The following is a 12,346-nucleotide window of genomic DNA, read 5'->3' on the forward strand; positions in this document are numbered from 1 at the left end:
CTAAAGCGTCCGTTCCGCTTCTTTGCGGGCAACGGTCTGCGCGCTGATGGTCCGCCACAGGCCGATTTCCGCATGACAGCGCGAGCAATTGACGCGTGTATTGTCGGCCACCTCGTCGACCGTGATGTGGTTCGTCGCGCCGCAATGCGGGCAGACTACTTCACGCTCAACATAGATGCCAGCCATGATGTCGCCTCTCCGTTTGCTGACAGGCGGGTGCGGGTTTGTCGCCCGGCTTGCAATCGTCGTGTCATCCCGACTTGCCGCATGTCGAATGTCTATGGAAGGCATTGTACACGCAAAATCGGCGAATGCGTGACAGGGATGACGCCAATTGCTGCCGTTGGACACAAGATGCCGCCCAAAGATTGAAAGACTACCCTGCCAAGAGGCGGTAACGGCCAAAGCCGGGTCGACATGTCGCACTTTACGGCATATATATGAACACGTATTTATATGTTGATTTAACCTTTGCCAAACAATGGACTGCGCATGACCAGCGAGAGCACGAACAGGAATGACCATGAGGCCATGAACGACAGCCATGGGCACCATCACCATTCGCCGGAGGTGACAGGCAAGAACGAGCGGGCCGTTCTCATTGGCTTTCTTTTGACCTTCGGCTTCATGATTGCCGAGGTGATTGGCGGACTTCTTGCGGGCTCTCTGGCGCTGATCGCGGATGCGGGGCACATGCTCACCGACGCGGCGGCGCTGGCGCTCGCCTGGGCAGCGTTCCGCTTCGGCCGGCGCACGTCGGATGCCAAGCGCACTTTCGGTTATATGCGTTTCGAGGTGCTTGCGGGCTTTGTCAACGCCGTCACGCTGATCGGCCTGGTTGCATGGATCGCTTATGAGGCTGTCCAGCGTTTCATCGATCCCCATCCGGTCCTGGCCGGACCGATGTTCGCCGTCGCGGTGCTGGGCCTCGTAGTCAACGGCGCGGTCTTTTTCATGCTCAATACCGGCGACACCGAGCATGTGAACATCAAGGGCGCCCTGCTCCACGTTCTGGGCGATCTTCTGGGTTCGGTCGCCGCAATCGTTGCGGCCATCGTCATCTACTTCACCAACTGGACCCCGATCGATCCGATCCTGTCGGTCCTGCTTTCGGCGCTGATCCTGCGCTCGGCTTGGGCGCTCCTGAAGAACTCCCTTCATATCCTGATGGAGGGCACGCCGCCGGATATCGAGATCGACGCGCTCAAAAGGCATCTCATCGAGACCGTGCCCGATGTGGCGGATGTCAGGCATGTGCATGTCTGGTCGATCACTTCGGGCAAGTCTGCCGCGACCCTGGAAATCACACTGGGAGAAAACGCGGACGCACCGACAATCTCCGATCGGGTCAAGGCCGCCCTTGCCAAGACCTATGGCATTCGCCATGCGACGGTGGAGATCGATTGGGGCAACACTCCGGCGACATGCGAAATCTCCGCGCCGCCAACCGGTCATGACCACGGGCACGTCCACTAGCCCATATTTCGCGATGTCCGCCCACAAAAGATATCATACAAGCTGTTGACTTCTATCAGTCAACTCAATATCCCGGTGAAGGAGAGTTTGAGCAAAGGACATCGTCATGGATCCCAAGGACATCAAAGCCGTGCTCGGGGCCGGCCTTTTGTCGTTCCCCGTTACGCATTTTGATGCCGAGGGTAAGTTCAATCGCGATTCCTATAGCAAGCACGTCGACTGGCTCTCGGGCTTCGATGCAGCGGCGCTGTTTGCGGCCGGAGGGACGGGCGAGTTCTTTTCGCTGAGTCCTGACGAAATTCCGACGATCGTCGCAGCGGCCAAGGACGCCGCGGGCGATACGCCGATCGTCTCGGGCTGCGGCTACGGCACCGAGATTGCCGTTTCGATCGCCAAGGCCGCTGAAAAGGCTGGCGCGGACGGTATCCTGCTGCTCCCGCACTATCTTATCGACGCCCCGCAGGAGGGGCTGTACCGGCACGTCCTTGCCGTCTGCCAGTCCGTCGGCATCGGTGTCATGGTCTACAATCGCGACAATTCGATCCTGCAGGCGGACACGATCCAGCGCTTGTGTGACAACTGTCCTAACCTTATAGGCTTCAAGGACGGTTCGGGGGACATCGGGCTCGTGCGCCAGATCACTGCCACGATGGGTGACCGGCTCACCTATCTGGGCGGCATGCCGACCGCCGAACTCTTCGCCGAAGCCTACCTCGCGGCCGGGTTCACGACGTATTCCTCTGCGGTCTTCAATTTCGTCCCGGATCTCGCGGTCGCGTTCTACAAAGCACTGCGCGCAGGTGAAACCGGGACTTGCGAAAAAATCCTAAAGGACTTCTTCTATCCGTTCATGAAGCTGCGCAGCCGCAACAAGGGCTATGCCGTCTCGGCGATCAAGGCCGGTGTGCGGCTCCAGGGCTTTGACGCCGGTCCGGTGCGCGCGCCGCTCGTCGATCTGACCGGGGAGGAGGAAGACATGCTGGCCGGGCTGATTGCGTCCTGCAAGAAATGAAGATCACCGACGTTCGCACCCATCTGCTCGAGCACACGCTCGATACCGCCTTCGAAAGCGCCTCGATGCGCTTCGACAAGCGTGTGCATGTGCTGGTCGAGATCGTCTGCGACGACGGCACGACGGGCTGGGGCGAGTGCCTCGGGCCCGCCGGACCGAATGCCGCAATCGTTGCCGCCTACAGGCCGTGGCTGATTGGCAAAGATCCGCTCGAAACCGAAAAGCATTGGGCCGTGCTCTACAACGCGCTGCGCGACCAAGGCCAGCGGGGGCTCACGATCACAGCGTTGTCGGGAATCGACATCGCGCTCTGGGACATCAAGGGCAAGCATTTCGGCGTGCCGGTCTCGACGCTTTTGGGCGGCCGGTTCCGCGAGAGCGTCAAGGCATATGCCACTGGCTCGTTCAAGCGTGATGGTGTCGACCGGGTCGAGGACAATGCCCGCGAGGTTGCGGAACACCGCGCAGCGGGCTTTCATGCCGCAAAAATCAAGATCGGCTTCAACCCGGAAGAAGACCTACGCGTCATCGCCGCGGTCCGCGAGGCAGCGGGCAGCGAGATGCGGCTGATGATCGATGCCAATCATGGTTATGACGTCCTGGAGGCCATTCGTGTCGGAAAGTCGGCGGCCGACTATGGTATCGACTGGCTTGAAGAGCCGGTCGTACCCGAACACCTCGGCGCTTATCGCGAGGTCCGCGCAAGCCAGCCCTTGCCCGTCGCAGGCGGGGAGACCTGGCATACGCGGTGGGGTATGCGCGAACCGATTGAAACGCGTTGCATCGATATCGTCCAGCCCGACATCTGCGGGGTCGGCGGGTTCACCGAGATGAAGCGCGTGGCCGATATGGCCGCGCTCCACGGCGTTCGGCTCATTCCCCATGTCTGGGGCACTGCCGTGCAGATCGCGGCGGCGCTGCAGTTCATGGCCGCGATGGTGCCCAATCCGGTACGGAACGATCCGATAGAACCGATCCTCGAATTCGACCGGACGCACAACCCGTTCCGTCAGGCGGTCGTCAAAACGCCGATCGAGCACAAGAACGGCATCGTCGCCATTCCCGACGGCCCGGGCCTCGGCATCGAGATCGACCGCGACGCGCTTAAGGAATTCGCACCGAGAGACGCCTGATGCTCGAACGCACCTATACCGGCGACAAGCCCAAGACGGTTCTGCCAAAAGGAACCATCGACACCCAGATGCACATGTATCTGGAGGGTTTCCCTGCCCTCCCCGGCGGCCCTGCGCTACCGGAGGGGCTGCCTGGCCCGGCGGAATACCGCCAGACGATGGCATGGCTCGGGATCGACCGCGTGGTCATCACGCAGGGCAATGCGCATCAGTTCGACAACGGCAATCTCGTCGCCGCGCTCGAAGCGATGGGCGACGCTGCGCGCGGGGTCGCGGTCATCACAGGCGAGACCAATGACGCCGAAATGCAGCGCCTTGCGGACGCCAACGTCACCGGCGCGCGGATCATGGACCTGCCGGGCGGCGCGATCGGACTTTCGGGCCTCGAAGCAATCGATGCCAAGGCGCAAGCCTTCAACTGGTGCATCGCCATCCAGTTCGACGGCTCGCACATCCTCGATCACATGCCCCGTCTCGAAGCGATCCGCAGCAATTGGGTCCTCGATCACCACGGCAAGTTCTTTGCCGGGGTGACGCCGGACAGCCCGCAGATCGACGCGGTCAAGCGGCTGATCGACAGAGGCAATTGCTGGTTCAAATTCGCGGGCTGCTACGAATCGAGCCGGACCGGCGGGCCGGACTATGCCGATATCGCCGCCGTTGCGCGTGACCTCGCCGCCTATGCGCCCGAACGCATCGTCTGGGGCACGAATTGGCCGCACAATCTTGCAAAATCGACAGCAGAATACCCCGACGACGCGGCGCTGCTCGATACCGTCATGGGCTGGTTCCCGTCCGAGGACGCAAGGCACAAGGCGCTGGTCGAGAACCCCGAGGCGCTGTTCGGATTTCCGCCTGCCAGAGTGTGAAAAACTTGTCCTCGACGGGCTATCCGTGATTTAGACTGTGGCGTTGTCGAAAGATCGAACGCCTATGTCCTCTGCCCTCCTGTCCGAATTCCGCTCCATCGTCGGCCCCCGCCACGTCCTTGTCGGCGACCGCGCCACCCGCCGCTACCGCAAGGGCTATCGCTATGGCGATGGCAAGGTGCTCGCGGTCGTGCGCCCCGGCACGCTTGTTGAACAATGGCGCGCACTCAAGGCTGCGGTCGAGGCGGGCGTTATCATCATCGTGCAGGCAGCCAATACGGGCATCACGGGCGGCTCGACGCCGTTCGGCGAGGGTTATGACCGCCCCATCGTCATCATCAACACCATGCGCATCCGCCGGATCGACCTCGTCGACGGCGGCAATCAGGTGATCGCCCTGCCCGGCGCGACGCTCGACCAGCTCGAAAAGGCGCTACGCCCCATCGGGCGCGAACCGCATTCGGTGATCGGTTCGTCGTGCATCGGAGCATCGGTGACCGGCGGGGTGTGCAACAATTCGGGCGGTTCGCTGATCCAGCGCGGGCCGGCTTATACCCAGTTCGCGGTGTTCGGACAGGTGGACGCGGATGGCACGCTCAAGCTCGTCAATCACCTCGGGGTGGAATTGGGCGAAGACGCCGAGACCATCCTGTCGCGGCTCGATGCGGGCGACTATTCGGACGCCGATATTCAGCGCGAAACCAACCAATGGGCGTCGGACCGGGAGTATCACCGGCATGTCCGCGATATCGACGCGGACACCCCTGCCCGCTTCAACGCCGATCCGCGGCGGCTGTTCGAAGCTTCGGGCAGCGCGGGGCGGCTGGCGATTTTCGCCCTCCGGCTCGATACGTTTCCTGCCGATAAAGATACCGCCGTCTTCTATATCGGCACGAACGATCCCGCCGAACTCACCGAAATCCGGCGGCATATCCTCTCACGCTTCGAGACCCTCCCGATTGCGGGAGAGTATCTGCACCGCGACGCCTACACGATGACCCAGCGCTACGGGAAGGACACCTATCTGGTGATCCGGCATCTGGGGACGGATTCGGTACCGAAAGCCTTTGCGCTCAAGAGCTGGGTCGACGGGCTGACCGAGAAATTCGGGCTCGGCGGCGCGATTTCGGATCGGATCGTGCAGATGGTGATGCGGATATGGCCCGAGCACCTGCCCAAGCGCATGAACGCCTATCGGGACAAATATGAGCATCACCTTATGCTCAAGATGGGCGGCGCGGGCGTTGCGGAGGCACGCGAATATCTTTCGGAGATGTTCCCATCCGAGAGCGGCGCCTATTTCGAATGCACGAAGGATGAGGGCGAGGCCGCGTTCCTGCACCGCTTCGCGTTCGGCGGTGCGTCGGGCCGCTATCGCGCCGTGCATCCAAATGAGGTTGAGGATATCCTCGCGCTCGACGTCGCGCTGCCGCGCAACGAGACCGACTGGCTGCCCAAACTGCCGCCTGAGATCAGCGCACAACTGACGCATACGCCAGTCTGCGGGCACTTCTTCTGCCACGTGCTGCATCAGGATTATCTGGTCAAGAAGGGCGCGGATGTTGCGGCGATCAAGGCGCAATTGCTCGAGCTTCTGGATCAGCGGGGGGCAGAGTATCCTGCCGAGCATAATGTGGGGCACCTTTACGAGGCCAAGCCCTCGCTCGCCGAATTCTACAAATCCCTCGATCCCACCAACAGCCTCAATCCTGGCATCGGACGGACGTCCAAGCGCCGGAACTGGGCCTAGTGAGGCGCTTCACGTTATTTGATAGCTTATGATGAGAAGCGCCTCACTCATTTTTTGCCGTGGCCCCGTTACCTTCATCCAAATCGCCAGGCTGACGCCTGCCAATTTGTATGAAGCGGGGCACTAGGGCCAGCCAAGGAGAAGAGCGTGAAAATACTCGTTCCGGTCAAGCGCGTGCTTGATGCCAATGTCGCCGTGCGGGTGAAGCCCGACGGATCCGGCGTGGAACTCGCCAATCTCAAGATGTCGATGAACCCGTTCGACGAGATTGCCGTCGAAGAAGCGATCCGGCTCAAGGAAGCGGGGATTGCCAGCGAAATCGTTGCGGTGTCCATCGGACCGGCGCAGGCGGCCGATACGCTGCGTTCAGCGCTCGCGATGGGGGCGGATAGCGCGATTCTCGTTACGACTGACGCAACGGTCGAACCGCTCGCGGTTGCGAAGATCCTCAAGGCGATTATCGGACAGCGGAGCCCCGATCTCGTGATCATGGGCAAGCAGGCAATCGACGACGATGCCAATCAGACCGCACAGATGCTATCGGCGCTTTTAGGCTGGCCGCAAGCAATGTTCGCGTCCAAGGTCGTGATCGCGGACGGCACGGCGACGGTGACGCGGGAAATCGACGGCGGACTGGAAACGCTTAAAATGCCCCTGCCCGCGGTGATCTCGACCGATCTACGGCTCAACACGCCACGCTACGCTTCACTGCCCAATGTGATGAAGGCCAAGAAAAAGCCGCTCGAGGAGATCGAGGCCGAGAGCCTCGGCGTTTCGCTGACACCGCAGCTCAAGGTTGCGAACACCGCCGAGCCCCCGGCGCGCAAGCCGGGATCGACGGTCGGCTCGGTGGCCGAGCTTGTAGAAAAACTCAAGACGGAGGCGCGGGTCCTGTGAGCATCCTGATTCTGGCCGAGCACGACAACACGGTGCTGAACCCGGCCACAGCCAAGGCGGTCTCGGCGCTCTCTTCTCTCAGCGTACCGATCCACGTCCTTGTTGCGGGCAATGTGTGCAAGCCGGTTGCCGACGATGCGGCGACGCTGTCCGGCGTGGACAAGGTCCTCCTTGCGGACAATCCGGTCTTCGCCGAAGGGCTCGCGGAACCTCTGGGGGACATTCTTAGGGAATTGGCCGCCGAATACGACCACATCGCCGCAGCCGCGACGAGCTTCGGCAAAAATGTGATGCCGCGCGTGGCCGCTCTGCTCGACGTGATGCAGGTATCCGATGCCACCAAGGTCGTTTCCGCGACGACGTTCGAGCGACCGATCTACGCAGGTGGGGCGCTTCAGACGGTCGAGGCGACGGCGGAGAAGGTTGTCCTGACCATTCGCGCTTCGGCGTTCGATGAGGCGCCGCGCGGCGGAAATGCGACGGTCGAGACGGTTTCGTTCGTGCCGGAAGCGCCCAAGACGAAATTGGTTTCTCGGGAAAGCGCCCAGAGCGAAGGACCGGATCTCGCGACGGCAAAGATCGTCGTATCCGGCGGACGGGCGCTCGGTTCGGCCGAGCAGTTCAATGCGTTGCTGGGCCCATTGGCCGAAAAGTTAGGGGCGGCACTCGGCGCGAGCCGGGCTGCGGTCGACGCTGGATACGCGCCCAACGACTGGCAGGTGGGGCAGACCGGCAAGGTCGTCGCGCCGGATCTCTACATCGCCGTGGGGATTTCCGGAGCGATCCAGCACCTTGCGGGGATGAAGAATTCCAAAGTCATCGTCGCGATCAACAAGGATCCCGACGCGCCGATCTTCGGGGTGGCCGACTACGGACTTGTCGCCGATATTTTCGAGGCAATTCCTGAGCTTACCGAGGCGCTTTAAGACGCCGATTCCGGCTGGGCGCCGATTTTCGACACGGCTTTGGCGCCCGCCTCTATAGCGGCATCGAGAGCATCCGCATCCGGCGCGCCACGCGTGCTGGCGGCAAGGAAGCCGGCGGCGAAGGCGTCGCCAGCGCCCGTCGTGTCGACAGCCGTGACGGGACGCGCCGCGCGGGCAATTCGCGTTCCGTCGCGGTGCGCCAGAATCGCGCCGTGCGCACCCTTTTTAAGAATGACTGTTTCGTAGTCCTTCAAAAGGTCTGCAACCTGATCGTCCGTGTCGGCCTTTCCGGTGAGGCGTTGAGCTTCGTCAGCATTGGGGAAGAAAACCTGCGCGCCGCGCGTCCAGCTTCGGAACTCGACCGGGCCGATTTCTTCAAGGAAGCCGGTTGAGGCGGGGTCGAGGCTAACGGGGATGTCTCTTTTATGCGCTGCGGCCATGAGGGACAGAACGGCAGCACGGGGACCGCGTTCTACGAGCGCATAAGCTGAAACGTGGAGGAGCGACACGCCATCAAGAAGCGATGCAGGCAGATCCTGCGCGGCGAGCGCAGTGTTGGCGCCCCGGTCGGTCAAAAAGCTGCGTTCGCCGTCAGCGTCGACAAGGCAGATGAGCGTGCCGGTTGGCAGCGCGTCGTCGGTGGCGAGTTTCGGCGTCACGCCGCGGGCGGCAAAATGGGCTGAAAGAGTTTCCGTGTCCCCTGCTCCGACCTTGGCGACAAGCACAACCTCCGCACCCTCGGCAGCGAGCCATAGGGCCTGATTGGCGCCTGCGCCGCCGTGCATCCGGCGGATCGTCGCGCGGCGGTCCGTGCCGTGGACTATGGGCCCCTCGGGCAAAACGACGATGTCGGTCATGACATCGCCGATAACGAGGACGTGGCCCGCCATCGATCAGCCGCGCGCGGCCAGCGCGACAGCGATCTGTGCGGCGACGGCGGCATTGTTTTTGACGAGCGCGATATTGGCCGCGAGGCTCTTGCCGCCGGTCAGCTCAAAGATGCGGTTGAGGAGATAAGGCGTCAGGTCCTTGCGGGCAACGCCCTGCGCATCGGCATCCGCGATGGCGGCGGCGATGCGGCTGTCGATCTCGGCGGCGTCGAGCGCATCGGCTTCGGGGATCGGGTTGGCAACGAGGATGCCGGCAGTCATACCAAGATCAGCCTGGGTTGCGATGAGATCCGCAACCTCGCCGGGCGTGTCGAGCCGGTAGTCGACGCCAAAGCCGCTTTCGCGCGCGAAGAAGGCCGGGAAAGCGTCAGACTTATAGCCGATCACCGGAACGCCATTGGTTTCAAGGACTTCGAGCGTTTTTCCGATATCGAGAATCGACTTGGCACCGGCACATACGACAGCGACGGGGGTTTGAGAGAGTTCCTTGAGGTCGGCGGAGATATCGAAGGTCGTCTCGGCCCCGCGATGAACGCCGCCAATGCCGCCGGTCGCGAATACTTTGATGCCGGCCATGGCCGCGATCTGCATCGTGGTGGCAACGGTTGTTCCGGCGGTCAGTCCCTTGGCCAGGATGGCAGCGAGGTCACGGCGGGACGCCTTGGCGGCATCGAGTCCGGTTTTCGCCAGCGCTTCGAGATCGTCGCCCGACACTCCGACGCACAACTTTCCGCCCATGACGGCGATGGTTGCGGGTATCGCACCGTTCTCGCGCACGACGGCCTCGACCGCGAGCGCGGTATCGCGGTTCTGCGGATAGGGCATGCCGTGGGTAATGATGGTGGATTCGAGGGCGACGACAGGCTTTTGGGCATCGAGCGCAGCCTGAACTTCAGCGCTGGTCGCAAGGAAGGGATTCACGGGTGGCCTCTTTTCGCGGATTGGCTGGCGCGATGGAAACCACAGCGCGCGGCGTTCCGCAAGGCGGTTTTGATCGTTTGGTCAAGAATGCGCAACATAGCGCCCGTTTAGCGGCGCGGGAGGCCTGCGAAGAAATCCGCATAGGACTGATCGCGTACCTCGTCGAGCAGAGCTGCCAGATCGGCGATCGGCGTAGCAGAGGAATCAATCCGCATGTCGATGGCGGGGTAAAGCTGGTCGGTATAGGTCTTGAGTGCGGCCGAGCGTGTGCCGCGGGCGTCGCCTCCAGTGTCCTCTCCGGCGCGCATGGCGGCAAGGAGACGGTCTTCCAGGTGTTGGCCTTTGGCGGCGTCGAATGCATCCATCATGGCGGCCAGCACACGGTCGTTGGCGAGCAGGTTGCCAGCAACGGCGACACCCGTTTTCAGTTGCATGCCCACAACCGGAGTGAGGTCGCGCCCCGACCAGCCTGCCGTTTTCCCATCCCGGTCTATGATAATGACCTGGCGGCCTTCCCGCCCGTCGTCATCCCGTGTCAGCCGGGTGACAATGGATTCGGCACCCTCGCCGTCCTCGAGCGCGGCAAGACCGTCGAAGGCGTAGAACGGGTTGGTATAGCCTTGCGTCGCCAAGGCCCCTGCTCCGGCCCGCGCGTGCGGCACCAGGGAACCCACAGCGGGGCCGCCCGTGGCCGTCGCCACGCCGAAGGCGCCCGAATGCGGGTCTCTGGCGACGATGGAATATGTCATGGCGGTCCTCCGATTGGCGATATTTATACTGATAAATCGGTTGCGCTGTCCATTTATGCTGATAAATTAATTTTTGGGACCGTTGCTCCTGACGCAATGGGGGCACGTTCTTGCTCAAGGAGGTTGTCATGAAAAATATGCTACGAGGGGTAGCGCTCGCGGTGCTTTTGGCTGCCGCGCCGGCGGTGGCGCAAACGCCGCCGAACGTCCTAGTCGTGGGGCAGATCGCCGAACCCCAGACGCTCGACCCGCAGGTCGCGACCGCGGTCAACGATTTCCGTATCGCGGTGAATCTCTACGATGGTCTGGTGCGCTACGGCGACGGTACGCTCGAGGTCGAACCTGCGCTTGCGACCGATTGGGAAATTTCCGAGGACGGGCTCACCTATACATTCACTCTGCGCGAAGGGGTCACCTTCCACGATGGAACGCCGTTCAACGCCGAGGCGGTGAAGTTCAACTTCGACCGCATGCTGGATGAGAACCATCCCTATTACGATACCGGACCGTTCCCGCTTTCGTTCAACTTCTCGGCTGTCGACAGCGTCAACGTGATCGACGAACACACCGTCGAATTCGTTCTGTCCGAACCTTATGCGCCGTTCCTTTCGAACCTCGCCTATCCAACGGGGCTTATCGTTTCGCCCACAGCGGTTGCCGAGCAGGGCGACGATTACGGCCGCAATCCAGTGGGAACCGGACCTTACAAGTTCGTCGAATGGCAGTCGAACACGCGCGTCGTGGCGGAAGCCAATCCCGATTATTGGGACGGAGCGCCTGAACTCGAAGCGGTCGTCTTCCGTCCGATCACGGACGCGAATACCCGCGTTGCCGAGATGCTTTCGGGCGGGATCGACGTGATGGTCGAAGTGCCGCCCGACAATGTAGGGCAGTTCGAATCCGATCCCGCATTCGAAGTTTACGAACAGGCGGGGCCACACGTCTGGTACGTGATGCTCAATGCCCAGAATGGCCCGTTCACCGACAAACTCGTCCGTCAGGCGGCGAATTACGCGGTCAACAAGGAAACGCTGGTCGAGGATGTGCTGCAGGGAACCGCAACCGTCGCGGACAGCCCTGTCGCTCCGGCGTTCAACTGGGCCTATAACGAGGACCTCGAACCCTATCCTTACGATCCGGAGATGGCGCGCGAACTCCTGGCTGAGGCCGGCGTCGAGAATCCGTCGGTGACCTTCTATGTCACCGAGGGTGGCTCGGGCATGCTCGATCCGATCACTATGGGCACGGCGATCCAGGCCGATCTCGAAGCCGTCGGGTTCGATGTCGAGATCGAAACTTACGAGTGGAATACGTTCCTGGGGATCGTGAACCCGGGGCTGGGTGAAGAGGCCGATATGGCCGAAATGGCCTGGATGACCAACGATCCGGACGTCCTGCCCTATCTGACGCTGCGCACCGACGCATGGCCGGAGGCCGGCGGGTTCAACTCGTCCTATTATTCCAACCCGGAAGTGGACGAACTGCTCGAGGCGGCCCGTGTCGAAACCGATATCGAGGCGCGCGGCGATCTTTATAAGGAGATGCAGGAAATCGTCTTCGAGGATGCGCCATGGATCTTCGTCGCCAACTGGAAGCAGAATGCGGTGACTTCGGCAAACGTCGAAGGCTTCGCGCTGCAGCCGAGCTTCCTTCTGGAACTGGCTGACGTGTCCAAGCCGTAAGGCGCTGCAATTCCGGGACCGGCGGGATGCTGCCGGTCCCA

The 12,346-nt window shown here is 62.0% G+C and carries 12 protein-coding genes; 8 read left to right on the forward strand and 4 right to left on the reverse strand.

Features of this window, described 5'->3' with window-relative positions:
* Positions 1-186: a hypothetical protein gene (locus tag LG281_RS04075; RefSeq protein WP_404404614.1), complete on the reverse strand. Its 186-nt coding sequence runs from the start codon at positions 184-186 to the stop codon at positions 1-3.
* Between the two features lie 306 nt (positions 187-492).
* Here LG281_RS04075 and LG281_RS04080 point away from each other — a divergent pair, with 306 nt between their 5' ends.
* From LG281_RS04080 to LG281_RS04110, 7 genes are all read left to right on the forward strand, one after another.
* Positions 493-1,476 (forward strand): cation diffusion facilitator family transporter, encoded by a 984-nt coding sequence (locus LG281_RS04080; protein WP_404404616.1) that lies wholly within the window; start codon positions 493-495, stop codon positions 1,474-1,476.
* 106 nt (positions 1,477-1,582) lie between these two features.
* Positions 1,583-2,488: a 5-dehydro-4-deoxyglucarate dehydratase gene (gene kdgD / locus LG281_RS04085; RefSeq protein ID WP_404404618.1), complete on the forward strand. Its 906-nt coding sequence runs from the start codon at positions 1,583-1,585 to the stop codon at positions 2,486-2,488.
* On the forward strand, positions 2,485-3,621 hold the full coding sequence (locus tag LG281_RS04090; protein WP_404404620.1) for a mandelate racemase/muconate lactonizing enzyme family protein: 1,137 nt from the start codon (positions 2,485-2,487) through the stop codon (positions 3,619-3,621). The genes kdgD and LG281_RS04090 overlap by 4 nt, the downstream gene beginning before the upstream one ends.
* Entirely contained in the window at positions 3,621-4,490 is an 870-nt protein-coding gene (locus LG281_RS04095; protein ID WP_404404622.1) for an amidohydrolase family protein, read from the forward strand. The genes LG281_RS04090 and LG281_RS04095 overlap by 1 nt, the downstream gene beginning before the upstream one ends.
* A 64-nt stretch (positions 4,491-4,554) precedes the next feature.
* Positions 4,555-6,240 carry a D-lactate dehydrogenase gene (gene dld, locus LG281_RS04100; RefSeq protein WP_404404624.1) on the forward strand — a complete coding sequence of 562 codons (1,686 nt, stop codon included), beginning with the start codon at positions 4,555-4,557 and terminating at the stop codon, positions 6,238-6,240.
* 147 nt (positions 6,241-6,387) lie between these two features.
* A complete protein-coding gene (locus LG281_RS04105; RefSeq protein ID WP_404404626.1) occupies positions 6,388-7,137 on the forward strand; it encodes an electron transfer flavoprotein subunit beta/FixA family protein in 750 nt (249 codons plus the stop codon).
* The gene (locus LG281_RS04110) at positions 7,134-8,063 is read left to right on the forward strand and encodes an electron transfer flavoprotein subunit alpha/FixB family protein (RefSeq protein ID WP_404404628.1); all 930 of its coding nucleotides are present in this window, start codon (positions 7,134-7,136) and stop codon (positions 8,061-8,063) included. Before LG281_RS04105 ends, LG281_RS04110 begins: the two co-directional genes overlap by 4 nt.
* Here LG281_RS04110 and LG281_RS04115 read toward each other — a convergent pair.
* The 3 genes from LG281_RS04115 to LG281_RS04125 all read right to left on the reverse strand — a co-directional run bounded on the left by LG281_RS04115 (position 8,060) and on the right by LG281_RS04125 (position 10,623).
* Positions 8,060-8,953, reverse strand: coding sequence for a carbohydrate kinase family protein (locus LG281_RS04115; RefSeq protein WP_404404630.1), 894 nt, complete (start codon positions 8,951-8,953; stop codon positions 8,060-8,062). The genes LG281_RS04110 and LG281_RS04115 overlap by 4 nt on opposite strands.
* A 3-nt stretch (positions 8,954-8,956) precedes the next feature.
* Complete coding sequence (locus tag LG281_RS04120; RefSeq protein WP_404404632.1) at positions 8,957-9,874, reverse strand: pseudouridine-5'-phosphate glycosidase; 918 nt, start codon at positions 9,872-9,874, stop codon at positions 8,957-8,959.
* 107 nt (positions 9,875-9,981) lie between these two features.
* Positions 9,982-10,623 (reverse strand): DUF1028 domain-containing protein, encoded by a 642-nt coding sequence (locus LG281_RS04125; RefSeq protein WP_404404634.1) that lies wholly within the window; start codon positions 10,621-10,623, stop codon positions 9,982-9,984.
* Positions 10,624-10,751: 128 nt separating this feature from the next.
* On the opposite strand from LG281_RS04125, the gene LG281_RS04130 reads away from it, so the two are divergent.
* A complete protein-coding gene (locus LG281_RS04130; RefSeq protein ID WP_404404636.1) occupies positions 10,752-12,305 on the forward strand; it encodes an ABC transporter substrate-binding protein in 1,554 nt (517 codons plus the stop codon).
* The last annotated feature ends 41 nt before the right edge of the window (positions 12,306-12,346 follow it).

It is taken from the genome of Pelagibacterium halotolerans (genome assembly GCF_044811015.1).
Lineage (GTDB): Bacteria > Pseudomonadota > Alphaproteobacteria > Rhizobiales > Devosiaceae > Pelagibacterium > Pelagibacterium halotolerans_A.